Annotated in this window: 20 protein-coding genes and 1 pseudogene; 10 read left to right on the forward strand and 11 right to left on the reverse strand. The window is 59.8% G+C overall.

The genetic code is table 11. The annotated features are described in order from the left end of the window. Positions 1–64 precede the first annotated feature (64 nt). Both HMPREF9166_RS06865 and HMPREF9166_RS06870 read left to right on the forward strand, forming a co-directional pair. Positions 65–487 carry a hypothetical protein gene (locus tag HMPREF9166_RS06865; RefSeq protein WP_009753266.1) on the forward strand — a complete coding sequence of 141 codons (423 nt, stop codon included), beginning with the start codon at positions 65–67 and terminating at the stop codon, positions 485–487. A gap of 37 nt (positions 488–524) precedes the next feature. Next, positions 525–5,696: a DUF4132 domain-containing protein gene (locus HMPREF9166_RS06870; protein WP_009753267.1), complete on the forward strand. Its 5,172-nt coding sequence runs from the start codon at positions 525–527 to the stop codon at positions 5,694–5,696. A gap of 63 nt (positions 5,697–5,759) precedes the next feature. Here the strand turns inward: HMPREF9166_RS06870 and HMPREF9166_RS06875 are convergent, their stop codons facing one another. From HMPREF9166_RS06875 to HMPREF9166_RS06900, 6 genes are all read right to left on the reverse strand, one after another. Beyond that, positions 5,760–6,122 carry a hypothetical protein gene (locus HMPREF9166_RS06875; RefSeq protein ID WP_009753268.1) on the reverse strand — a complete coding sequence of 121 codons (363 nt, stop codon included), beginning with the start codon at positions 6,120–6,122 and terminating at the stop codon, positions 5,760–5,762. A gap of 354 nt (positions 6,123–6,476) precedes the next feature. After that, entirely contained in the window at positions 6,477–6,884 is a 408-nt protein-coding gene (locus tag HMPREF9166_RS06880; RefSeq protein WP_009753269.1) for a bacteriohemerythrin, read from the reverse strand. 63 nt (positions 6,885–6,947) lie between these two features. After that, on the reverse strand, positions 6,948–7,373 hold the full coding sequence (locus tag HMPREF9166_RS06885; RefSeq protein ID WP_009753270.1) for a bacteriohemerythrin: 426 nt from the start codon (positions 7,371–7,373) through the stop codon (positions 6,948–6,950). Positions 7,374–7,388: 15 nt separating this feature from the next. Then, on the reverse strand, positions 7,389–8,072 hold the full coding sequence (locus HMPREF9166_RS06890; RefSeq protein WP_039981166.1) for a hypothetical protein: 684 nt from the start codon (positions 8,070–8,072) through the stop codon (positions 7,389–7,391). 81 nt (positions 8,073–8,153) lie between these two features. After that, positions 8,154–9,482 carry a GDSL-type esterase/lipase family protein gene (locus tag HMPREF9166_RS06895; RefSeq protein ID WP_009753272.1) on the reverse strand — a complete coding sequence of 443 codons (1,329 nt, stop codon included), beginning with the start codon at positions 9,480–9,482 and terminating at the stop codon, positions 8,154–8,156. Next, the gene (locus HMPREF9166_RS06900; protein ID WP_009753273.1) at positions 9,483–10,271 is read right to left on the reverse strand and encodes a molybdopterin-binding protein; all 789 of its coding nucleotides are present in this window, start codon (positions 10,269–10,271) and stop codon (positions 9,483–9,485) included. A gap of 170 nt (positions 10,272–10,441) precedes the next feature. On the opposite strand from HMPREF9166_RS06900, the pseudogene HMPREF9166_RS13000 reads away from it, so the two are divergent. From HMPREF9166_RS13000 to HMPREF9166_RS06935, 8 genes and pseudogenes are all read left to right on the forward strand, one after another. Further along, a pseudogene (locus tag HMPREF9166_RS13000) lies at positions 10,442–10,564 on the forward strand (secretion protein HlyD); the annotation flags it as partial. Between the two features lie 40 nt (positions 10,565–10,604). Then, positions 10,605–11,189 (forward strand): BsuPI-related putative proteinase inhibitor, encoded by a 585-nt coding sequence (locus HMPREF9166_RS06905; protein WP_039981168.1) that lies wholly within the window; start codon positions 10,605–10,607, stop codon positions 11,187–11,189. A 223-nt stretch (positions 11,190–11,412) separates the two neighbouring features. Further along, positions 11,413–12,258 (forward strand): ChbG/HpnK family deacetylase, encoded by an 846-nt coding sequence (locus HMPREF9166_RS06910; RefSeq protein ID WP_009753276.1) that lies wholly within the window; start codon positions 11,413–11,415, stop codon positions 12,256–12,258. A gap of 9 nt (positions 12,259–12,267) precedes the next feature. Next, a complete protein-coding gene (locus HMPREF9166_RS06915) occupies positions 12,268–13,248 on the forward strand; it encodes a glycosyltransferase family 2 protein (protein ID WP_009753277.1) in 981 nt (326 codons plus the stop codon). Then, the gene (locus tag HMPREF9166_RS06920; protein WP_009753278.1) at positions 13,232–14,959 is read left to right on the forward strand and encodes a DUF6056 family protein; all 1,728 of its coding nucleotides are present in this window, start codon (positions 13,232–13,234) and stop codon (positions 14,957–14,959) included. The genes HMPREF9166_RS06915 and HMPREF9166_RS06920 overlap by 17 nt, the downstream gene beginning before the upstream one ends. 158 nt (positions 14,960–15,117) lie before the next feature. Next, the gene (locus tag HMPREF9166_RS06925) at positions 15,118–16,437 is read left to right on the forward strand and encodes a hemolysin family protein (protein ID WP_009753279.1); all 1,320 of its coding nucleotides are present in this window, start codon (positions 15,118–15,120) and stop codon (positions 16,435–16,437) included. A 109-nt stretch (positions 16,438–16,546) separates the two neighbouring features. Next, a complete protein-coding gene (gene serC / locus HMPREF9166_RS06930; RefSeq protein WP_009753280.1) occupies positions 16,547–17,632 on the forward strand; it encodes a 3-phosphoserine/phosphohydroxythreonine transaminase in 1,086 nt (361 codons plus the stop codon). Between the two features lie 73 nt (positions 17,633–17,705). Continuing rightward, positions 17,706–18,764 carry a tyrosine-type recombinase/integrase gene (locus tag HMPREF9166_RS06935; RefSeq protein WP_009753281.1) on the forward strand — a complete coding sequence of 353 codons (1,059 nt, stop codon included), beginning with the start codon at positions 17,706–17,708 and terminating at the stop codon, positions 18,762–18,764. 127 nt (positions 18,765–18,891) lie between these two features. On the opposite strand, the gene HMPREF9166_RS06940 is transcribed toward HMPREF9166_RS06935, so the two are convergent. The 5 genes from HMPREF9166_RS06940 to HMPREF9166_RS06960 are packed head-to-tail and all read right to left on the reverse strand — an operon-like array spanning position 18,892 to position 23,697. Next, positions 18,892–19,647, reverse strand: coding sequence for a glycosyltransferase family 32 protein (locus HMPREF9166_RS06940; protein ID WP_009753282.1), 756 nt, complete (start codon positions 19,645–19,647; stop codon positions 18,892–18,894). Continuing rightward, positions 19,644–20,561 (reverse strand): VirK/YbjX family protein, encoded by a 918-nt coding sequence (locus tag HMPREF9166_RS06945; RefSeq protein WP_009753283.1) that lies wholly within the window; start codon positions 20,559–20,561, stop codon positions 19,644–19,646. Before HMPREF9166_RS06945 ends, HMPREF9166_RS06940 begins: the two co-directional genes overlap by 4 nt. Beyond that, on the reverse strand, positions 20,558–21,721 hold the full coding sequence (locus HMPREF9166_RS06950; protein WP_009753284.1) for a glycosyltransferase: 1,164 nt from the start codon (positions 21,719–21,721) through the stop codon (positions 20,558–20,560). The genes HMPREF9166_RS06945 and HMPREF9166_RS06950 overlap by 4 nt, the downstream gene beginning before the upstream one ends. Beyond that, positions 21,702–22,475 carry a glycosyltransferase family 2 protein gene (locus HMPREF9166_RS06955; RefSeq protein ID WP_039981171.1) on the reverse strand — a complete coding sequence of 258 codons (774 nt, stop codon included), beginning with the start codon at positions 22,473–22,475 and terminating at the stop codon, positions 21,702–21,704. Before HMPREF9166_RS06955 ends, HMPREF9166_RS06950 begins: the two co-directional genes overlap by 20 nt. A 19-nt stretch (positions 22,476–22,494) precedes the next feature. Next, positions 22,495–23,697, reverse strand: a complete 1,203-nt coding sequence (locus tag HMPREF9166_RS06960; protein WP_009753286.1) for an O-antigen ligase — start codon at positions 23,695–23,697, stop codon at positions 22,495–22,497. Positions 23,698–23,700: the final 3 nt, after the last annotated feature.

Raw genomic sequence — 23,700 nt, forward strand, 5'->3', positions numbered from 1 at the left:
ACCGAATTTATCAGTGCTTCCTTAAGATAAGTTATTGTATCTTTTCGATACGAAAGGCAGGGTTATGCAGGTACAGGTGAATGTAAAGCATATCGGCAAGCGCAGGAATGCCATCGAGACGCGCCCGTATGAGATTGGCGCGGTGCACGATATCGGCGAACTGATCGATGCGTTTGTGACGGCGGAGGTCACGCGGTTCAACGCGCGTGCGGAGGCAGGCGAGACGGCGCTTCGCTATCTGACGAGCACGGAGATCGCGGATGCGAGCACGGTCGGCAAGGTCGGCTTTGGCGTGGACTATCGCGGGCAGGTGCAGAGTGCGGCGGCGGCGATTGAGAATGCGCGGCAGTCGTTCGAGGACGGCATCTACCGCATTTTCGTGAATGGAGAGGAGCTCGGCAAGACGTGCGATACGCCCGTCACGCTGAAGGAGAACGATGAGATCACCTTTGTGCGCCTGACGATGCTCGCGGGACGTATGTGGTGAGGGAGGATGTTATGCGTATAGTAACTGGAGGAATACGATGATCAACTGGTATCTGGGCGATGAGGACATGGCCGCCCTTCTCGCGGAGCTAAAGGCGGCGATGCCCGCGCTGAATGAGCAGAGCCAAAAACTGCTGAATTTTCTCTTTTTCCGCACGGACAAAAAAGGCGAGCCCGACTATGACTGGGATGTCGTTGTGGCGAATTTCCGCCGCAACAAGAAGGACGTGGTCTGTACGGTGGACGATGATGTCTTGCCGCCCGCGCTCTACCCCGCCTTTGACCTCATGATGGGCGAGGCGCTGCGGAAAGACCTCGTCGCTATCGCACACAATCTCGCCGACTATCCCTACACGACCCGCTATACGCGCCGTCTCGTCCGCTCGCGCGACTATCATCAGCACGTCGGGCGCATCTGGGCGCTGGTAGAGCAGCTGATTCGCCAGCGTTTCTCCGGACTGACCGTGCCGCAGATTCTGTGCGGCGCCTACGATGTGGAAAAGTACGGCAGCAGCTTCCTCGTGCCCGAGCAGATCGCCGTGTGGATTGATCGCGGCGATAAGGAAGTCCTCTCCATCATCCGCGAGATGCTGCTCAGCGAGAACAACACGAAAATCCTCACCTACGATGTGTTCCGCGCCATCTTCAAGGCACGCAATACGGAGCTCGCAGAACTCGTCGGCAAACTCCTTCTCGCGGGGAAACTGCAGGAGGGTCTGCGGCAGGCGATCTGCGAGACGATGGACTGTGGGCGGCAGGAGCACTTCGTCTACATCATGGGGCTGATCGAGGCGCAGAATCTCATCCGTTTCTCGTCCGTGCGCCGCGCCATCGCGACGACCATCGGCATCGGCACGGACAGCGAGCGCGTGGACAAGAAGCTCCTCGCGCTCATCATGCGCGTGCTGCGCGATCCCGCGGAGGGAGATGTCTTCGTCTACAGCGCGGACAATGTCGAGGCGATGGTCGGGCTGTGGAGCAAGGGGCTGCACGACGTAAAGGATCTCATCGCTGCCATGGAGGAGATCATTGGGGAGGGGCGTCCGCACTCCGTCCTGCTCGTCTCGTACTTCCTGCACGCCCTGCAGGACGGCGCATACGAGCGGCGCATTGCAAAGCGCGTGCTCCTTGGCATCACGGACGCGGAACTCAGTGCGGCGGACATGCAGAAAATCGCCTGCTATCTGTCCTATGTGACGGGCGATTTCTACATCCTGCGGGAGCTCGACGACTTCGTCAAGAAGTTCGACGCACAGGCGTATTTCGCGAACGCAGAGGAGGCCACGCGTTTCTTCGACCTCTGCGAACGCGCCCATGCGCGCATGAAGCGCAAGGAGGAGGAATACCGTCCGTGCATTTTCCCGTGGTACGGGGTGACGCTGACGAAGGAAGCACTGTCCAATGCGATGGTGCTCGCTGCCCTCTGTGCCGGCACTGCGCTGACGGATCGCGTCGCGCCCATCCTCTCCGCCTGCTACACGGGACAGCGGGCTGCACCGCTCCTGCTCAAAGCGCCGCTGAGCCCCGTGCAGGAGCAGGCACTCATCGATCTCCTGCGCCTCGCTCCCGAGACAGCGGCGCGGATCATCCGTGAGAACCCAACGGCGTCGGTGCCCGATACGGAGGTTACCGACACGCTCCGCACGGCACCTGAGACAGCAAAGGGTCTCATGGGCGGGGACTTCGTCACGCGCCACGAGGGCGACATCGCCGCCCTGCTGCGCCTCAAGACGGCGAATGTACGCCGCACGGTGCTCGATCTCCTCTACGGGCAGACCGATGCGCAGCTCCGTGCGACGATGGCAGGCCTCCTCACGCAGCGCGACGTGAACAAGCGGCTCGGCGCGCTCGACCTCCTCCTACGCTGCAAGGCGGACGGACACATCCCGCAGGAGGAGCTGCTCGCCCTCGCACAGACGATCAAGAAGCCGACGTCGGACGAGCAGGTGCTGATCGACGAGCTCGCACGCACGGGCGCGGCGGCAGAGGCGGAGGACGCGCTGTTCGATGCGGCATACGTGCCCGACTTCACCATTGACCTCCATGACACAGCGGATGCGGCGGTCGCGGCGGGCTTTGATGCGGCGACGAACACCGTACACGTCATGAATACTGTCACGCTCGAGGATATTTTCCCGTGCACGGACGAGGAACTGCTCACGATCGTCGAAAGACTCGACGCGCTCTACACGGAACACGAGGACTATGAGTACAAGAGCCGCTGGAACGGCAGGGAGGAGACGACGCTGGCCTCGGGCTTTTACGAGCGCGCGGATACCGAACACACGAAGAGGGCACCCAACAATATCAAAGACTACCCGCTCCCGGAGGTCTGGGAGGAGTTCTATCGAAAGGAGATCAAAGACTTCCGCGTGCTCTATCAGCTCGCCATCGCCGTTCTCATGGCAAAGGCGGAGGATGCCCTCTTTACGGAGGGGCTGACGCGCATCACGGGGCGGGACTGGACGGCGTTCCCCGCCGCCCTTGCCGCGCAGAAGCTGAGTTACTTCGGCGAGGGGTATGTCGGACGGCAGACGGGGAAAAACGTCATCCGCGTGCTCTATGAAACGCACGCCGAGGAGAACCGCCCGTTCGTCTTTGCCGCAGGGCTGCTGCTGATGCGCCGCGCCTATGAATGCTATGATGAAAAGCTCTACCTCGTGGAGCGAAAGGGGCGTTGGAGTTCGAGCACGTATCGGATCACGCACGACAATGCACTGATGCAGGCCGCCCTGCACGGGGCGCGGCTCTACGCGGACGATGCGGAGTTCGCACAGTCCTACGCCCTGCGCCTGCGGCTCGCGGAGCGGATCGAGGATGTCCTTCTGCGCGCGGGAGGGGAACCCGAGGGCGGTCTGACGGGCATCATCGAGCATGCAAAGGCACACCTCCTCGGCATGGAGAAGAAGGACGCGTTCTACAAGATGCTCCTCGGCGTGCAGGCGGAGGATATGGATGAGGACGCACGCCGCAAGCAGAAAAAGGTCGAACAGAACCGCGTCCGCGTGCTCGAGCGCTATCGGAGCGGTGCGCTCCCCGACCACAATGACCCCGAATGCCGCGGCGCACAGACGGCGGATGTGCTTTCCTTTGTCAAGGAGGAGGGACAGCGCGTCGTCGACAGCATCGTCACGGCAGAGCTGCGGCGCGGCGATACACCCGCGCTTCACTCCGCCGCCGTGGACAGTATCCTACGTGTCGAGGGCATCCAGCTCTTCGTGCGCATCCTGCAGGCGCTCGGTGCGCTGAAGCTCGACCGCCGCAGCTGGTACGCGGGCTCGGACGAGGCAAAGGCATCGACGCTGAGCCACCTGCTGAAGGTCAGCCACCCGCACGCGGGCGAGACGGCCGCCGACCTGAAAGCGGCGCTGAAGGACGCGGGCATCGCCCAGCAGCGTCTCGTCGAGGCGGCGATGTACGCGCCGCAGTGGATCCCGCTCATCGAGGCATACCTCGGCTGGCGCAGTATGGCGAGCGGCTGCTACTACTTCCAAGCGCACATGAGCGACATCCCGAAGGATCGCGAGAGCATGATCGCAAAGTACACGCCCATCCCCATCGAGGATCTGAAGGAGGGCGCGTTCGACATTGGCTGGTTCAAGGCGGCGTACAAGGAGCTCGGCAAGGCGCATTTTGAGAGTCTCTACGACGCGGCAAAGTACATCTCGAACGGCGCAAAGCACGCGCGCGCACGCAAATTTGCCGATGCCGTACGCGGTGCGCTGAACCTCGCCGATGTGGAGAAGGAAATCACGGCGAAGCGCAACAAAGATCTCGTCATGTGCTGCGGCCTGATCCCGCTGAAACGCGCACGGGATAAGGATATGCTCGCACGCTATGTGTTCCTCCAAAATTTCCTCAAGGAAAGCAAGCAGTTCGGGGCGCAGCGCCGTGCGAGTGAGGAGAAGGCGGTGGAGATCGCCCTCTCGAACCTCGCGCGCGCCTGCGGATTTGACGATGTGACGCGCCTCGTGTGGACGGCGGAGACGGAGCTCATCAAGGCGCACGCCGATCATTTCACCCCGAAGGAGGTCGAGGATGTCGCGCTCTCCCTCTCCGTCGCAGAGGACGGCGCGGTGTCGCTCATCTGCACGAAGGGCGGGAAGCCGCTGAAGGCCGTCCCCGCGAAGCTGAAGAAGAACGCCTACGTGCTCGAGCTGAAGGACGCAGAGAAGAATCTAAAGGAGCAGTACCGCCGCGCAAAGAAGATGCTTGAGGAGATGATGGAGGACGGCACGCCGCTCCTCGCACGCGAGATCGTGAGTGTCATGACGTACAACCCCGTCATTGCGCCGCTGCTGAAGCCGCTCGTGTTTCAGTCGGGCGCAGCTCTCGGCTTCTATGCGGACGGTGCGCTCGTCGCTGCGGACGGCACGCGCACAGAGCTCGCGGCGGACGCAGAGGTAAAGATCGCCCACGCGCTCGATCTCTATGAGAGCGGCACATGGGCGGACTACCAGAAATATCTTTTTGAAAAGGAGATCCGTCAGCCGTTCAAGCAGGTATTCCGCGAGCTCTACATCAAGACGGCGGACGAGCACGGCAAGGAGTCGAGCCACCGCTATGCGGGGCATCAGGTGCAGCCCGCAAAGACCGTCGCCCTGCTCAAGACGCGCCGCTGGGTCATCGACGGCAGTGAGGGGCTGCAGCGCATCTACTACAAGGCGAACATTATCGCACGCATCTACGCACTCGCCGACTGGTACTCGCCCGCCGACATCGAGGCGCCGACACTGGAGTGGGTGGAGTTCTTCGACCGTAAAACCTTCCAGCGGCTGCCGATCGACGATGTCCCTGATCTCATCTTCAGCGAGGTCATGCGTGACGTCGATCTTGTCGTCTCCGTCGCACACGTCGGCGGCGTCGATCCCGAGGCGAGCCACTCGACCATCGAGATGCGCCGCGCCATCGTCCAGTTTAACCTGCCGCTGTTCAAACTGGACAACGTGCGGCTCGAGGGTGCGCACGCGCACATCCACGGCAAGCTTGGCGACTACACCGTCCACCTCGGCAGCGGCATCATCCAGCAGAAGGCGGGCGCGATGATCAACGTTCTGCCCGTCCACAGCCAGCATCGCGGGCGTCTCTTCCTCCCGTTCCTCGACGAGGATCCGAAGACGGCGGAGATCCTGTCGAAGATCATCCTCTTTGCCGAGGACGGCAAGATCAAGGATCCGTTCATCCTCGACCAGATCCGCGTGAGGAGGTAAGGAAGAAGCACAGCACAAAAACAGCGGCAGGAACAATCATGTTCCTGCCGCTGTTTTTTGCTTTCAGTTCTGCTGTGCAAACGCAGCGCGGTACGTCTGTCCCGCCGCCGTGTTCGCCTGCTGTGCCTTTGTACTCAGTTCAACCACATACGCATCACCGAATACCTCACGCGACGCCTCCTTGCGGATGTCCTCCTCCAGCGAGTGAAGCGAGCGCGCCAAGGACTCGATGTCTACTGCGTACGCATCTTCCCCCATACGTGCCAGCAGGCGGATCTGCTCACGCTGAGCAAAGTGCTGCGAACGGATATCGCCGACGTTAATCCCATCCTGTGCAAGCGTCGGTGTCGCCGTCCGCATAATCAGCGGAACGGGGATCTGCCGTGCAGGATCGTCGAGTACGGATGCAAGTGATAATACAGACATCACAATCGCCTCATTTCCTTATGAGTTGTTTGGACAGTTCCTTTGTCCTACGTACATTATAAAATCTTTCCCGTTTCTTGCCTACAGACTTTTTTCCCAATTTGTCACTGTTTATGACACATTTCAATGAAAGTTTGATAAAAATTCTTTTATATGCTATTGAAATTCATTCTCTTATATGCTATACTTACCTCACAGTTTTGAGGAACGCCTGAGGGATTTCCTGTCAGCCTTCCTCAGGAGCCGTTCTTCACCGTACGGCTTCTCCCATACTCTCCTACAAATACACAGCAAAAAGACCGCACAGCTGCTCACTGCGCGGTCTTTTTGTCTGTGCTTCCCTCTGTTTTGCGCTCACGTCCCGCCGTCTGCGTGCGGCAGATGGCAGTCACGCCCCTTGATGTGGTCAAAGAGCCAGCGCGCAAGGAAATCGAGGATGTTCAGGAGATACTCCTGCTGATTCTCGTCCACCTTGGCGAGGTCAATCTCTCCGACCTTTTTCATAAAGCGCAGGTGCAGCGCGCGATGGCTGAAACGGTGCGGGTCGCCGACGCGCTCGGCATACGCCTCCTCGCTCGCAAAATGCGTGCCGGCATAGGCGGCAAGCTCATCGAGGATCGCGACGATCTTATCGTACTTATCCTCCGACGCATCCTCCATCACGAGCTCGTAGCACTCGTTCGTCAGATCGAACAGCTTTGCGTGCTGCTCGTCCACCGAAGCGATGCCCGTCAGATAGTCATCCGTAAACTCATACTTCATGGCGCATTTTCCCTCTTTCGTCTGCTTTGAGCGGCTACTCCTTTGGTATGAGAAATATGCTAATTACTTTGCTGCGGCGTCCTCTTCCTTTGGGATACGGCAGTCCATCCCCTTGATGTGCCCATAGAGCCAGCGTGCGAGGAAGTCGAGGATGCCGAGCAGATACTCCTGTTGGTTCTCGTCCACACTGTCCAGATCGACCTCGCTCAGTTTCTGGATGAAGCGCAGGTGCTGATATCGCTCGCTGAAGCGGCGCTCGTACTGCACACGCTCCATGTACTCCTCCTCGTGAGCGAAATGCGTCGCCGCATAGTCGCGCAGCTCGTCGATGAGCTCGACGATGCGGTCGTAGTGGTCGGTGGATGCGTCATCCATCACGAGCTCATAGCACTCGTTCGCGAGATCAAAGAGCTTTGCGTGCTCTTTGTCGATCATGTCGATTCCAGTCAAATATTCTTTCGTCAGTTCGTACTTCTTCATCGTCTGCATTTCCTTCCTTTTTTATTAGTCCCAGCCCTGAAGAGCCCAGTAGCGCTCCGCCGCATCGACGAAGGCAAAAAAGCCATGCTCATCCGCCGCCGTCCGTACGCGCACGAGTTTCCACCGCCTGTCCTCCGCACGCACCAGTTCAAACGTAACGGCTGCCGACGGCAGGAGCCTCCCATAGGTGCTGTCATTGCCGCGCAGAACGGCATCTGCCTCTGCACGATCACCGTCCGTGCGCACCGCTCCCACGGTCACGGTATATGCGGCGGCAAAGGCACGCATCTCGTCGGACGCCCACCGCGCCGTGCCGTCTGTGCGCGAGATCGGTACACGCGAGGAGTCAAAGTAGTAGTCCAGCGCGGCACGCACAAAGGCAATGTCCGCCGCGCGCCGCTCCGCCATATACTGCTCCATAAAGGCGGCATCGTGGCGAAAGAACCAATCGCTCGGATGGCGCGTGTGCAGGGCGTCGATGTTCTCCGTGAGCAGTGCCACCGCATCCTCAGAGAGCCCCGCAAGGACGGCATCCGTATCGACGTATTGATCGAAGGTCACGCGGTCCTCCGCCACAACAGCATGGGCGATATGTGCAAGTGCTGCCTCGGGCGTATGTTTCTTCCAGTATCCGAAACCCATATATGCACAGAACATGAGCAGCACGATCAGTAGTACAGCGGCACTGCTGCGGCGCAGGTGTCGCATGACAGAGGCTCCTTTCATCATTTTTATATTGTATCTCATACGCCATAGGGAAGCAAGCGGCGCAGTGTGTGCGCCCTATCCCTACTCTCCCGTCTCTTTGTAAATCCGAAGGCGGCGTTCCGCCGCGCCCACCGCATCAGCGAAATTCCTGCGCAGGTAGGCGTCCACCGTCTGCCCGATGTGATTTTTCCCCATATAGTCGGGGTGCAGTCCATCCGTCGTGTACGCTGCCTCGAGCTCGCCATTCGCGTCCGCAAGCGTGGAGGAGACATCGATGCTGAACTCCTGCTGACGCACCCAGTCGTTGATGTAGTCACGGTGATCCATCCAGTCCGAGGGCGGCGTCATGATCGTCATACGCGTCGTCATCCACACGGGGCGGATCGGCGTCACCGTCAGAAAGATCGGCGTGATGCCGTGCGCGCGGCATTTCTCCCCGAGGGCGGCGAGGTTGCGCACGGTCTGTGCACCGTAGACGCCGGAGCGGTAGTCGTTCACGCCGCCCATGATGATGAGAACGCGCGGCGCGAACGGCAGCACATCGCGGTCAAACCGCGCGAGCATATCCGCTGTCGTGTCGCCGCTGTGCCCGAGGTTTTTGACGGGCACGGTGCAGTACGTCTCCCAGTCATAGAGCGTGTAGGAGGGCGGCAGTGTGATCGCCCCGCCACCATGCGTGATGCTGTCCCCGATCGCGGCGATCGGTGTATGCAAGATGACATCGAATGTGCCGCCCGCCGACCAGTCGGAGATCGGCGTCCCCGCCGTCGTCACGCCGCGAACGCGGTAGACATAGTGTCCCGGCACGGTGAACGGTGCGTCATCGTAGACATCCTGCTCGCCCGCCTGCAGGGTATGCAGGAAAACATCACGCCCATCGGCCGCGCGGCGGTAGACCTCGACCTCATGATGGGTCTGCCCGCTGAGCGGGATCCACGAGTAGACGGGGTAGAGCGGCGCGTATGCCATCTTGTCATACTCCGCCGTGAGGACGGGCGCAGGCGGGTCGGCGAGCGCCTTGCGCACCGGCTGCGGCGCCGACGCCGCAGCAATCGGCGTGCCGTCGTAGCCAAGCGGCTGCACTGTCCAGTAGAGGTCGTCCTGCGGCAGAAGCCCTGTAAAGGGGATGTGTACGCCCGTCGTATAGACACGGCTGAGCTTCTGCTGCTCGACCATACGCCCCTCCGCCGTGCGCACGAGGATGCGCACCTCATAGCGTACCGCACCATTGTAGGGCTCCCAGCGCAGGAGCACGGAGGAGGGCAGTGCTGCCGCAGGCGGTGTACGTACGCCGCTCCGCTCCGCACCACGCTCCACAGATTTCCCTGCGGCGGATGCCTGTGTCATACTCACAATAAGAAAAACGGCAAGGAGTACCCCCAGCCCATGCCGAAAAAATCGCAGCTGCATTTAGTCCTCTTCCACCAATCTGATATGCTCTTCCCCAATCGCCGCTCTGACCTCTGCGAGCGTCGGCACGAGGAGCGCACGTGCCTCCTCCGTCGTCTTTGCCGCCGCCGTCACGCGGACGAGGCAGCCATCCTCCTTCGCGTATGTCGCCACCGTCGGGTTTTCTCCATCAACGAGTGCGCCGAGGCGGTCGGCGACCTGCGCCTCGCCGACAGGAAACCCCTGCTCCGCCATGGAGTAGAGCTTGATGTTCATGGAGACGAACGCCTTGTCACTCTGCTTGCGCAGGAAGACGTCACACGCCGTTTCAAACATCGGCTTCATCTCCTTCGGCGGGCCGGGGAGCATGATGCAGACGCGCCCGTCCTTCTCGATGATGACGCCGGGCGCCGTGCCGTGGTCGTTCTGCAGGACCATCGCCCCCGAGGGAACGGTCGCCTGCTTGCGCATGCTCTCCGAGAGGGGGACGCCGCGCTTTGCCGCGCGCTCCTCCAGACGGCGCAGCGCCTCCTCGTCCTCGACGGGCGTGCAGCCGAAGTAGGAGATCAGCATCTCCTTCGTCAGGTCGTCCTTCGTCGGGCCAAGACCGCCCGTGGTGATGACGCAGTCTCCGCGCGTATACGCCACATCGAGTGCGGCGCGCAGGCGCTCGGGATTGTCCCCGACCACCGTCTGATAGTAGGCATCAAGCCCCATGTGCGCGAGTTTCTGCGCGATGTGCTGTGCGTTTGTGTTCACGATATTTCCCATGAGCAGCTCTGTGCCCACGCTGATGATTTCTACGACCATGTACTTGCTCCTTTGATGGTTTTCCCACTGATAATCAGTGCTTCTATTTATTCTACTACAAAAATCCCGCCTAGAAAAGGTAATTCGCCCTTTTTTGTCGAAATTACTAAGGAATCGCGTTTCTGCGTGAAGGAATCGCTGATAAAATGAGGTATGCCAGATTGGCGTAGATTTTTTGTCCGATTGAGGCAGCAAACCGGACGCATAGCAGAGGCTATGTGGAGGATTTGCTAACGAAAAGCGGGCGAAAAAGATGCGTCAAGATGGTCGTACCGAATTTATCAGTGCTTCCTGAATACGATGAAAATAATTGGATTGACGGAAGGAATACCCATGACCCCCACGAAACTATTCGCTGCCCTTCTCACGGCCGCCCTCCTCGCCCCTGCCCTCGCCCCCGCGGCGGAGGCGGGCATCGGCGGAGGCATCGGCATCAGCATACCGACCTCGCACACGCCCGCGGTGCACGCGGCATCGAACACCTACGCGGGGGTGCGCATCGGCGATCTCTCCGAAGAGCTGACCGTGAACGAAAAGAGCGGTCGTCTCCTGCTGAAGCTGACCGTGCGCAACGAGGGCACGGAGGCGTATACCGTCGCGCATCCGACGGGGCAGAACTATGACTTTGCCCTGCTCGATGCAAAGGGGCGCGAGATCTGGCGCTGGTCGGACGGCATGGCGTTCACGCAGGCACAGCAGACGTATACGCTCGCGCCGGGCGCGTCCGAGGAGCTGACCGCCGAGATCGACCGCAAGACGTATAAGGAGCTGCGGGACCGCGCCGTCCTCGTCGCGGCGGGGCTGAAGGACACGAACGTCCTCGTCTGCGCCGTCGTGCCCGACCCGCGCAGTGCCGGCACATCCCCGCGCATCCACGGCGACATCGTGATCGGTACGGGCGGCTGGGATCGCTGGTGATGTTTCCGCGCTTCACGGCAGCTCCCTTGCCTGCAGGCGGTCGTGTGCTCGTCCGCCTAAATACCTGCGGATTCCAAACGCGCTGCGCTTGAATGAATAAAATCCGCAGTGGGCGGGTCGCACACTATTCCCGCCTGCTCCGCTAGGGATTGCCGTGAAGCACCGTTGCACTAGGGTTTTATAGAACGATCAGCAAAATAGGGAAAGCACAAGGATAGCAGACTTGAAACAGATTATCATCAATGCGGACGACTTCGGGCGGCACGTGCTCATCAACCGCGCGGTCGAAACAGCCGTGCAGGAGGGCATGCTGCGCTCTGCAACGATCATGGCAGGCGGCGCGGCATTCGCAGATGCGGCGGAGCTGGCCGTGCGGACACCCGCGCTCGGGGTCGGCATCCACCTCACGCTCGTCGACGCTGCGCCCGTCCTGCCGCCCGCAGAGATCCCGACGCTCGTCACGGCAGAGGGCAGGTTCGTCCCCGACCACACAGCGCTGACCGTGCGCGTGCTGCGCGGCAGGGTCAGCATGGATGAGGTGCGTGCCGAGCTCGGCGCACAGCTGCGCCGCGTCACAGCGGCGGGCATCCGCCCGACGCACGCCGACAGCCATCAGCACATGCACGTCCTGCCCGGCGTCATTGACGTCGCGCTCGACCTCTGCGTGGCGGCGCATATCCCCGCCATGCGTGCGCCCTACGCGCCGCTCTTTGCGGGACAGTTCGGCGGCGTGGGACAGTTCATCGGGCGCGCGGGGCTCGCTGCCCTCGCGCATCGTGCGGCGGCAAAGGCGCGGCGGCGCGGCATCGCCGTCCCCGATCACTTCGCGGGCATCGTCGCGGGTGAGGCGGTTGATACCGCCGCCCTCACACAGATCGCCGCACAGCTCGCGGACGGCACGACGGAGGTCATGCTCCATCCCGGTACGGACAGCAATACGCTCATCCGTGACTGCCGCTGGCAGCATGACTTCGCGGCGGAGCTCGTCGCCGCCTGCGCCCCCGAGGTGCGCGCGGCGCTCGCGGCGAAGGGGGCGGATATCGTCAACTTTCAGGCACTGGCACAGTAAGGAGGGCACATGGACAAGATCACCATCATCGTGCCCTGCTACAACGAGGCGGAGGTCATACAGCGTTTCTACGAGGCGGTGACGGCAGCAACTGCTGCTGTCGAGGACTGCGTCTTTTCCTATCTCTTCATCGACGACGGCAGCCGCGACGGGACGCTCGACGCGATTCGCACGCTCGCCGACGCACACGACAATGTCCGCTATCTCAGCTTTACGCGCAATTTCGGCAAGGAGCCCGCGATGATGGCAGGGCTCGACTTTGCGGACGGTGACGCCGTGCTCATCATGGACGCGGATCTGCAGCATCCGCCCGCCCTCATCCCGGCGATGGTTGCGGCGTGGCGCGCGGGCTACGACGATGTCTGTGGCAAGCGCACGGATCGGAAGGACGAGACCTTCCTCAAGCGCACGATGGCGAATTTCTTCTACCGCTCCATGCAGGCGGTCAGCCGCTTTACCCTGCAGCGCGACGTGGGCGACTTTCGCCTGCTCGATCATCGCTGCGTCGCGGCGCTGCGCCTGCTGCGCGAGAATCAGCGGTTTACGAAGGGGCTCTTTACGTGGGTGGGGTTCAAGAAAAAGGAGATCCCCTTTCAGGTGCAGCCGCGTGCGGCGGGCAAGACGACGTGGAGCTATCTCGCGCTGCTCTCGCTCGCCGTCGAGGGGATCACGTCCTTTACGACCGCGCCGCTGCGCCTGACGACGGTGCTCGGGCTCATCGTCTCCGCGCTCGCGCTCTGCTACATGGTCGTCGTGCTCGTCGATGCGCTCGTCTACGGCGACCCCGTGGCGGGCTATCCGACGCTCATGACTGTCCTGCTCTTTCTCGGCGGCGTGCAGCTGCTCTCGCTCGGCATCATCGGCGAGTACCTCGGGCGCGTCTTTACGGAGAGCAAGCAGCGGCCATGCTATCTGATCGATGAGCTGGACGGGGAGAAATTTGACAATGCAACGTTGGCAAGGAGGAGATACATTGACACAGGCGAATGACGGAGGGCACCGATACGGCGCGACGGCACTCACAGCCACCGCCATTTTTGCCTTTATGCTCGCGCTCAATCACTGGATGCCCCTTCACCGCGACGACTACGACTATCTGATGGTCTGGAAGACGGGCGTGCCCATCGCATCGCTCTCCGATGTCCTCTCCTCCGCCATGCAGCACTATCTCCTGCACGGCGGGCGCATGGTCACGGTGTTCTGTCTCGACCTCTTCCTCTGGCTCGGCAAGCCGCTCTTTGACGCGGCGAACGCGCTCATGTTCCTCGCGCTCTCCGTGCTCGTCATGATGCACGCACGCCGCTCTGCCGCACTCACCCGGACGCCGGGGCTGCTTGCATTGGCGGCACTCCTCCTCTGGCTCTCTCTGCCGCATTTTGGCGAGGTCGCCGTGTGGAAAAGCGGCTCGACGGTCTATCTCTGGTCGGCGGTGCCCGCCTTTCTCTTTCTCCTGCCGTACAATCTCACGCTGAAAGCGCTGGGGGATAGACAGCGGGCGCGTCATGCGTGGGCGATCCTGCCGATGTTCCTCCTCGGCATACTCGCGGGCTGGTCGATCGAGAACCTCGCCGTGACCGTGACCCTCCTCGCGCTTGGCTGCACGCTCTATGCGCGGCGGCACGGCGCGTTCGCACCGTGGATGCTCACGGGTGCCGTCGGCGCACTCGCGGGGCTCATCGGGCTCGTCGCCGCGCCCGGCAACTACGTCCGCTACGACGCACAGGGCGCGGACAAGGGCATCCTCATCCACCTTGGCAATCAGATCGCGGGGCAGGGCGAGATGCTGCTCTACCTCCTGCCCGTCCTGCTGCTCATATACACGGCATATCGTCTCTGCCAGCGCCGTCTGTCTGGGCTGCCGGTAGAGCGAGATGGATCGCTCATCCTCTACGCCAGAAAAAAACATGTCGCGGCGTTTGACAAAGGCGGCATCACCGCGGCCTCTGCAGTGCTCTGGAGCCTGCTTCTGCTGCTCACCGTCTCCTATTTTACGGGCGGATGGGTCGCGGCCGCCATCCGCGACACAGTCATCGCGGGGGTACTCACGCCGCTCGGGCAGACCAGACCAAAGACCATTTTCCTCTTCACGAATGTCATGAACGGCTTCGAGGAGATGGCGATCTACTGGCTCGTGATTCTGCTCTGCTACCATCGCATGAAAGCGCTGCTGGGACTGACGAAGGCCTCCATCCGCGACGCTGCGCAGCAGGTCTCTTGGTGCGAGGTGCTGCGCGCCTCTCCCGCCGCGCGTTACGCCGCATGCCTCATCGGGCTCGGCCTCTGTAACAATCTCGTCATGATCGCCGCGCCGACCTTCCCGGGACGTGCCACATTCAGTTCCACCGCCATGTGCGTCGCGGCACTGCTCGCCCTGCTGAATGATCCATCGGTGCGCAGCGAATTCTCCCCCCGGGCAGGCCGCCTGCTGCGCACGGCGGCGTTCCTCCTCCTCGCCTATACGGGCGCGGCGGCGCTCCTCCTCACACACGAGATGGGGATAGAGGACGCGGCACGGATCGCACAGATCGAGGCCGCCCGCGCACGCGGCGAGACCGTCGTTCACTTCCCGCGCATCGAGAACACGCGCCGCGCCCTGCGTCACGTCTACTACGAGGACTGGGACAACGGCGTCACGAAGGACGGTGCGATGGAATACTTCGGGCTGACGGATATAGAGGTTCCCCCGCATAGGCCCCAATGACATTTCCTTCATCTTGTGGTAGAATGAGGGGCACGTATCGTATGACGGCACCATACGCCAGTGCCAACGCTCCGCTGCGTTTTCCTGCGCAGCATGGTGTTCGCATCGACGGCAGTGTCAAGCAACGCATCAACATTTGAAAGGAGCTGCATCAACTCTTGGACAGTCCTTTATCCGACGCTCTCTGTCTTTTCCTGCTCGTCGTCGCCCTCATGGCAAACGCCTACTTTGCCCAGATCGAGACTGCGCTCACGGCCTCCCATCGCGGGCGTCTTGAGCGTCTCGCCGAAAGCGGCGAAGCGGGTGCGGCCGAGGCGCTTGCCCTCCTAGAGCACGCCGACCGCCCCATCGCCATGGCGCAGGCGGGCGTCACCTGCATGAGTCTCTTTACGGGGCTCGGCATCGGGCTCTTTGCCCTGCCGATTTTCAGCAGGGTGCTCACGCGGCTCCTCCCGGGCATGGAGGTCTACGCCGCCGCTCTCGTCCTCAGCGTCCTCATCATGACGACGCTCACCCTGCTCTTTGGCGACTTTCTGCCGAAACAGATCGCCCTCCAGAACCCCGAGGCGATGCTTCTGCGCAAACACCGCACCATCGCCCTCCTCACGCAGCTCACCGCGCTGCCGAGTGCTGCGCTCATCTCCATCTCGCGCGGCATCCTGCTCATCTTCGGCATCAACCCGGAGAACCGCGTCTCCGCCACGGAGGACGCGGTCAAGGATCTCATGGAGCAGGGCACGGAGGACGGTACATTTGAAAAGACCGAGCAGGACATGGTCGACCGCATCTTCCACATGAGCGATCAGACCGCCTCGGCGCTCATGACGCCGCGCACCCAGATCGCCTGGGTCGACCTCGCGGAGCCCCGCGCCGAACAGCTGCGCATCGTCCGCGCAGAGGCGCACGACGTATTCCCCGTCGCCTATGAGAACCTCGACGACTTCCGCGGCGTGGTCTACGCCAAGGAGCTGCTCGACGCGGCACTCGACGGGACGGAGATCGACATCACGGACTACATCCGCAAGCCGCTCTTCGTCCCGCGCACCATGGAGGGGCTGCGCGTCCTCGAAAAATTCCGCAGCGGTGCCATCCACGAGGCCGTCGTCCTCGACGAGTACGGCGGCGTCGTCGGCTTCATCACCATGGACGACATCATGGGCGAGATCATCGGCAGCGCGGATGAGGATGCGCCCACGGGCACGCGCACCGGGGCGGAGAAGGCGCAGACATGGATCTTTGACGGACTGTTCCCCATCGACGAGTTCAAGGAGGAATTCGGCATCGACGAACTCCCCGACGAGGATCACGACCACTTTCACACCCTCGGCGGCTTCGTCACCGCCCAGATCGGCCGCATCCCTACCGTCGGCGAAACCTGCACATGGGAGGACTACACCTTCGAGGTGCTGCAGATGGATCGCGCGCGCGTCGCCCAGATCCGCATGACGCGGGCAAACGCTGTGGAAACCGGCGACTGATCGAATACTGCTTCCTTCGCCTCCCCCGTCGCAACGGGGGAGGCGGCACGCGCCAGCGTGACGGAGGGGGCGCCCAATGGAAATGATAGGATATAGAGGGAGACACAAAATGAACGAACGCATCTATAACTTTAACCCCGGCCCCGCCGTCCTGCCCGAGGACATCCTGAAAGAAGTCCAGAGCGAGCTGCTCAACTTCCACGGCACAGGCATGTCCATCCTCGAGATCAGCCACCGCGCCCCTGCCTACGACGAAGTACACCAGCAGGCCAAGGCGGACATCAAAGAACTGATGGGCCTCGGCGACGACTATGACATCATCTTTACCGCCGGCGGTGCCAGCCAGACCTTCGCCCTCATCCCGCTGAACTTCGCCGCCGAATCGCGCCCCGGCAGCTACGCCCTCTCCGGCTCCTTCTCCCAGAAGGCATACGAGGAGGCAGTCAAACTCGGCGTCGGCACCGTCGCCGCCTCCACCAAGGAGGAAAACTACGTCCGCGTCCCGCGTCAGGACGAGCTGAACATCGCGCCGGGCGCGGCATACCTCCACATCTGCCTCAACAACACCATCTACGGCACAGAGTACCACTACACGCCGCAGACAAACGGCGTTCCCCTCTTTGCCGACATGTCGTCCGACATGCTCTCGCGCCCGTGGGACTTCTCCTCCTACGACTTCATCTATGCAGGCGTGCAGAAGAACCTCGGCCCCGCCGGCGTCGTGCTGAACATCGCGAAAAAGGAGCTCCTCGCGAACACCCCTGCCGAGCTGCCGACCATGCTGCGCTACAGCACCTTCCAGAAAAACGACTCCCTCTACAACACCCCGCCCGTCTTTGCCATCTACATCGTCGGCAAAGTCGCCCGCTGGATCAAAGAGCGCGGCGGCCTCGCCGCCATGGGCGAGGCAAACGCAAAGAAGGCGGCGCTCCTCTACGACGCCATCGACAGCTCCGACGGATTCTACCGCGGGCATGCCGACAAGGGCAGCCGCTCGCGCATGAACGTCACCTTCCGCCTGCCGACCGAGGAACTCGAAACGGCATTCGTTGCCGAGGCAAAGGAACACAACCTCGGCGGCATCAAGGGACACCGCAGCGTCGGCGGCATGCGCGCCTCCATCTACAACGCCATGCCCCTTGCGGGCGTCGAGGCGCTCGCCGCGTTCATGGCAGAGTTCCGCAAAAAACACTGATGCTCGTGGTCTGTGGAAAGAGGTGACATTTTTGGCAGGAAATCGCGCATACCGCAGCGGCGGCACGCAGGAGATGGGCGTTCCCGCGCGGCGCGGGGAGAATGCGCCCGCAGCTGTGCGCCGCATGGATGCGCCGTCCATCAGCGTGCGGCAGGACGCCATTACACCGGAGTTCTTTATCGCACATTTCTACGAGTACCTCCCGCGCTACATCGCGGGCGGCGCACCGACGTCGGACACGCGCGACACGTATGAGCTCGCCATCCGCCTCTTTCTCCACTGGTGCATGGAACAGGGGCTGCATCCGCTAAACGACATGCACGACTACCAGATTCGCGTCTACATGGAGGAGATGCGGACGCGCGGCTACAGTGCTGCCACCCTCATGATCAAGGGCGCGGCGATCCGCGCCTTTTACAAGGTCGCCCAGCGGCTCTCCTTCATCGCCGAGAATCCCTGCGCCGACCTCCAGCTGCGCAACCCGCAGCACCTCGACGAGGACTATAAGTATCTCACCGTCGATCAGATCAAGGAGATCTGCGAGGGGCTCGCCGCCGACAAGAACGAGCTGCGCCGTCTGCGCAACCTCCTCATCGTCTACCTCATGGGGGTCGAGGGTCTGCGCGTCGTCGAAGTCATGCGCCTCTCCGACGAGGACATCGACTGGCAGCGCGGGCGCATCGAGATCCGCGGTAAGGGACACGCGGGCATCATCTACCCCTGCGAGGAGACCTTCGGCATCCTGCGCGCATACATCGAGACGCGCGGCGCCGTCCCGCCTGAGAGCCGCCTCACGCCGACCATCATCTCCTGCGCGAACAACAACCCGAAGGGGCGCATCTCGCGCGTCGGCATCCGCTATGTCATCAACAAGGCACTCACCGAGGCGGGGCTCAAGCAGCCCGGCTACGCCTGCCACCTCTTCCGCCACAGCTGCGGCACGAACCTCTATCAGGAGACCAAGGATCTGCGCGTCGTACAGGAAACCCTGCGCCAGCGCAGCCCCAAGGTCACGGCGAAATACGCCCATGTCCACGACCGCATGGAGCGCCGCTACACACGCGGCATCACACCGGGGCTGAATGTGGAGAGCGTGCAGGGGACGCCGCCCGCGACAAGGGAAAAGGAATGATGCAGAGCAGGAAGGACAGCTCCTGAATCTGAGACAGAAGATACGGGACGATCTCTTCCAATTTATATACGATAAACACCCAACGGATGTAAATGACTCCGTTGGGTGTTATTTTCTGTTTACCACATTAGTCGAACCAAGAACCGATAAAATGATGTATGCAACAACTCTGTTCTGATGCCTGTTTACCGGGACAGAAATATGCCGCAGGATAAATATGAACATCACCATCCAGAACCATCGGCTGTCCATCCAGCTTTACACGATAATAACGTCCAATAATCTTGGAAATAATTCGTGTATTTGGCATAAATGTTGCGTATCCGCTAAAGTGCTTTCCTTCATACCATCGTAAAAGCAGCTCGATCCAAGGGTGATGCGGGACTGCCCCCATTACACCCGACTGGATCCGTGCGCGGACATTGCCATAGGTCTCAAATCCGGTAAATGCGCGGTGCGATAAAAACGGGTCGAATGATTTCAGCATCTCGATGTCTGTATCAAGGTAAATTCCGCCATGTTCATATAAGGCAGCGAGCCGTGCAACATCCGAAGTGAAGGCATATTTCTTCTTGTCGTACGCCTCCTGTGCAAAAGGATATTTTTCAATGGGGAAGTTATCCTCATTCCAGAGAACAAATTCATAATCCGGCAATACACGCTCCCATGTTGCCATACATTTTTTGATCAGCGAAGAGTACTCTCCGCACCCAAACCAGCAATAATGAATGACCTTAGGAATAGCAACGGGAGGACACTGTGACTGCCAATCCGTTAGCTTGATATTGCTGCAGTAACTGTACAGATCGATATAGAACTGTATCTTATCTCTGTAGTCTGTCAGGCGATATGCCATCTTATCTTTCAAGGTATCCAACATCATGTCTTCTCCCCCACATCTTTAAGCAACCGCCCCATCGACGTCTCTATTTCCTCATCCAATGCATCAAGAAATGCAAACCGCCGCCGATAGACCGCACGCTTTCGCGTCGGAACCTCCTCCATCGTCTTGCGTGGATAGACGAGCGGAAGCTCGTAGAAGCGGCGATCGTCCGTCTCCCATCCGCCAACCTCCTCCCAGAATGCGCCGAAATCCGTCTTCAGCTTGCGGTCAAGGCGGACGTGGTTGTTAGCGTAGTAGCCTGCATTCGAGACAGCAAGCATACGTTTTATGCCGAGCGCACGTGCCACAGCCTGCGTCATATAGAGGATCAGATTCTTCGTGCGGAAACGATGGGCGCGCTTCGTCATCTCACGGACGAAGTCCTGCGCGTTCTCTGTGTTCGGTCCCTGCATCGCTCCGATCACAAACGTCGGCTGATCGTCTCTCTGCTCGATCCAGAAGATGATCTGATAGAGATGCTCCCCATCCACGTCCATCATCACGGAGAGCAGCCCCTCCTTGCGCTGTCCGGGTTCAAACTTCAGATACGCATGCCATGTCATATCCGTCTCTGGCGTGCGCCAAATCTCGTATGCCGTATCATAACCAAGCGATACAAATGCCGTAGGTTCTAACTTCTGCTCAAGATAAGCATAGTGCTCTTGGATGAGTTTCACCCGCATACGCACCGTCGAGCCTGCATAAAAAAAGGCGCGCGTTGCCTGTTCGAGGGGAAATGGATTGCGCGCATAGAGGGCTCTGCGCACCTCTGTCTCTTGGAAGAACTCATAGAGCTCACGCAGCTGCCGCCGATGCAGCAGCCCGCGTACCATAAAGACGAGAGCGCGATGGCGCTCTCGCAAGATATGAAAACGATAGGCGCGATGCGCAACATCATAGATCTCAGTGATCATATCGGCTCCCTGTCCTTATCTTCCCCTCCAGCAACAGCTGCGATGCGCGCGGCGAAACGTGATGGTGCATAGACTGCGGCGGCATCACTGAGTGCCTTATGCCATTGCGGCGCACGCACATCGTACTCATTAATAAAACGCTCCAGTGTTTTCCGAAGGGCGTCCATATCGCCGCTGGGAAACGTCTCCCCGATGGCGTATGCAGCAAACACCTCAGGATTCATATCGTCACTCGTAAGAACCGGCTTCTGAAAACCAATCGCCGTAAAGAGCATTGCCCCCCAATGATACCGATACCGCGGTGCAGAGTACGGCAAAAGCAGTGCATCCACCTGCATGATTGCACGCTGCCACTCGGCTCCGATCAGCCCACGATGCAGGAACGTAATGCCTTTTCCCTCATAGCAGGAGATAATGCGCTCAAACTCTGCCGCATCCTCCTCGTGCATGGTCGATCCCTGCACGAGCAATTTGACGGGACGCGTATAATTCCCCGCCAGATACACTTTCAGAAGATCCTCAAGGCGTTTTTCCCGGCGAAATTGACCAAAGAAGCCAATGGTTATCGCTTCATCTGACCGTATCGGGGCATATTGTCCGTGCTCTACATCGCGCGGGACAAACGCCGGCGGCGGCATCAGGTGCACATTCGCTCTCCGTTCGCCAAAGAGCTCGTCTCCAAACGTCAGCACGACGGGGCGGATATTTGGATATTTCGCCAAAACATCTGCCGCACTAAAAAATTTGGGAGCCTCGCTTGGGTTGATGCCGTGCTGAATAAAGATGACCGGAACAGGTGATCGACGCAGAACGCTTCGACGCAGTGCGCGAAGATAACGATAGGTGGAGGTAGGAACAATCAGCGCATCAAACGCCCCCCTCTGTGCCTCCTCATAGAGAGCGCGATACCAACCGAAGCGTCTGCGTTCCCGGCGGACAGAGCGGAGGAGTTTGCGAATCCCGCGTGCGTTTGTATAGGAGACCGATGCACCTGGCAGATAGTGAACGTCCGTATGGTAATCCATACCAAAATGAAACCCCTCCGGCACATAGAACACGACCTCATGTCCAAGAGCCCGCAGTTCTTCCGTAAGAATGCGGTCAAAGTCGACCTCATGTCCTCCCGGCGTCATGATATTTTCAAATATGGCGATCTTCATATACGTTCCTATCCCCGTTCATGGTCAAATCATGCAGTTTCACATACTTCGCCATCGTATAGAAACCGTGAAACATGGCGAGAATAAAACCAATCCGCCCATCGAGAAAGCCGCACTGCAGGATATAGTAGCGAAAAAAGGCAAACGGCGGATCAAGGAGAATTTTCAGGAAGGACGCGTGCCGCCCCTCTCTATGCTGCCGTTCTGCCATGAGTGTTGTATATTGATTGAACTTCTGAAAATACTGTTCCCAGCTTTCGTATGTATGGTGCAGGAGGCTCCCTCCCATACGGCGTACGGGGAGTTCAGACTCCGTACGCTCGTGCACCAGCCCTGTCCAGTGCACTGCATCGCGCGGAAAAAATCGCCGAGGGTAGTCGGGGCGATGCCCGCCGCAACACATACGCTGTCCAAAGACGACGTTGATGCGTTTGATCTCGTACACAGCACGTACATCTGCCGCCATAATGCGGCGAAGCTCCGCCTCTGTCCCCTCGTTCACGCGCTCATCCGCATCCACATAGAGTACCCAGTCCGCATCCGTCTGCGTCAGGGCAAAGTTCCGCTGACCCGCGAAATCTCCCGCGAGAGGGTGCGTGACAACACGTGCGCCGAGGCTCTGTGCCAGTTCTGCCGTACGGTCCGTGCTCATATCGTCGATCACAAGGATCTCATCAGCAAACGATGCACTCTGAATGCACGCCTCGATGTGATGTTCCTCGTTATGTGTAAGAATGATAACGGCAAGTCTCACCCGTCTCCCCTCCCCTATATTATGCCGGCGCATAGTGATCCAGACGCAGCCATTGCAGACAGAGCCCCATTAGTACCCAATACAGCTTCATCACCGCGGCATTCCCCATATTGTATTCCGTCAGTCCCTGCAGAATGAGTCCCAGAAGAATGGCAGGTATAAGCAGTGCCGCAATATGACGGGTTGCCATCCATGTGCGGAATCCATAGGATAGGAACGTATACCAGAAGAATAGCAGAGCGAGAAGACCAACTCCTCCACACTCTGCAAGCATATGCATTACATTGCTGTGGGCATGTGCCAGCCAAGGTTCCTTTGCCTCGGGGGAAACGTATTCCCTATGATATGATGTCTGAAACTCGGCAAACCCAACGCCAAACAACGGATGATCTACGAACATGTGATAGGCACTTGTCCAAAGAAGAAAGCGCTCTGAGTTACTTTGATTATGTGTATCGCCGATGGAGACAAACCGTGACGAGAGTGACGGCGACATCATAAAGATTCCTGCAAACACGCTCAACGCAACGACCACACCGATAACAAACCGCCTCTTTTGACGGACGAAAACGACAGTACAAAGACACATGGCAACGGGAACAGCAAGCCATGCTCCGCGCGTACCATTGTACAGCAAAGCCCCGCAGCCAAGGAGGAATGAGCCTGCTGCAAGGGTGCGCCAGCGTACATCAAGATGATCACCGAGCGAAAGAAGGAGCAGGGCAGGGAGCAGCATGGAGAGGATTCCTCCCACTGTCATATAGGAAGAAAATCCGACGGCCCGATAATCACCCTGCACGACACCTTGAAAGACAACAGCCACATCGTTGATGAAGAGTGAAATGCCGATACAGACCGCAATCCAAATCAGCTGTTTTCGCTGTCGAATCATCAGTAGGACAGCAAATAGTCCGACCGCACGCGTTCCATACTGATGACTGAATACGCGCAAACTATGCAGGATATCGCTGGAAAAAAAAGAAGACAAAACGACTGCTCCCATCAGCAGCAAAAGTGCCAGACAAAGCTGCCCATCGGGCAGCGCATCTTGCCAGTCATCATGCTTCACCCACAAGCGGAAGAGAAGCAGCGCCGTGAGCAGGCTGAGAAAAATACTGGTAACCGTAGTCGAAACACTACTAAAAAGTCCAAACCCGCAGAGCAGATAGAATGCCCACGTATGGAGCCGTATAACAGGAGTTCCCTTGAGTTTCTGCAGCATATT

This window comes from Selenomonas sp. oral taxon 149 str. 67H29BP, assembly GCF_000146365.1.
GTDB lineage: Bacteria > Bacillota > Negativicutes > Selenomonadales > Selenomonadaceae > Centipeda > Centipeda felix.

Excerpts from the sequence above, each read along its gene's own strand:
- HMPREF9166_RS06865 (WP_009753266.1), top strand. The coding sequence starts at position 65 with ATGCAGGTACAGGTGAATGTAAAGCATATCGGCAAGCGCAGGAATGCC.
- HMPREF9166_RS06870 (WP_009753267.1), top strand. The coding sequence starts at position 525 with ATGATCAACTGGTATCTGGGCGATGAGGACATGGCCGCCCTTCTCGCG.
- HMPREF9166_RS06875 (WP_009753268.1), bottom strand. The coding sequence starts at position 6,122 with ATGTCTGTATTATCACTTGCATCCGTACTCGACGATCCTGCACGGCAG.
- HMPREF9166_RS06880 (WP_009753269.1), bottom strand. The coding sequence starts at position 6,884 with ATGAAGTATGAGTTTACGGATGACTATCTGACGGGCATCGCTTCGGTG.
- HMPREF9166_RS06885 (WP_009753270.1), bottom strand. The coding sequence starts at position 7,373 with ATGCAGACGATGAAGAAGTACGAACTGACGAAAGAATATTTGACTGGA.
- HMPREF9166_RS06890 (WP_039981166.1), bottom strand. The coding sequence starts at position 8,072 with ATGCGACACCTGCGCCGCAGCAGTGCCGCTGTACTACTGATCGTGCTG.
- HMPREF9166_RS06895 (WP_009753272.1), bottom strand. The coding sequence starts at position 9,482 with ATGCAGCTGCGATTTTTTCGGCATGGGCTGGGGGTACTCCTTGCCGTT.
- HMPREF9166_RS06900 (WP_009753273.1), bottom strand. The coding sequence starts at position 10,271 with ATGGTCGTAGAAATCATCAGCGTGGGCACAGAGCTGCTCATGGGAAAT.
- HMPREF9166_RS06905 (WP_039981168.1), top strand. The coding sequence starts at position 10,605 with ATGACCCCCACGAAACTATTCGCTGCCCTTCTCACGGCCGCCCTCCTC.
- HMPREF9166_RS06915 (WP_009753277.1), top strand. The coding sequence starts at position 12,268 with ATGGACAAGATCACCATCATCGTGCCCTGCTACAACGAGGCGGAGGTC.
- serC (WP_009753280.1), top strand. The coding sequence starts at position 16,547 with ATGAACGAACGCATCTATAACTTTAACCCCGGCCCCGCCGTCCTGCCC.
- HMPREF9166_RS06935 (WP_009753281.1), top strand. The coding sequence starts at position 17,706 with ATGGGCGTTCCCGCGCGGCGCGGGGAGAATGCGCCCGCAGCTGTGCGC.
- HMPREF9166_RS06940 (WP_009753282.1), bottom strand. The coding sequence starts at position 19,647 with ATGATGTTGGATACCTTGAAAGATAAGATGGCATATCGCCTGACAGAC.
- HMPREF9166_RS06945 (WP_009753283.1), bottom strand. The coding sequence starts at position 20,561 with ATGATCACTGAGATCTATGATGTTGCGCATCGCGCCTATCGTTTTCAT.
- HMPREF9166_RS06950 (WP_009753284.1), bottom strand. The coding sequence starts at position 21,721 with ATGAAGATCGCCATATTTGAAAATATCATGACGCCGGGAGGACATGAG.
- HMPREF9166_RS06960 (WP_009753286.1), bottom strand. The coding sequence starts at position 23,697 with ATGCTGCAGAAACTCAAGGGAACTCCTGTTATACGGCTCCATACGTGG.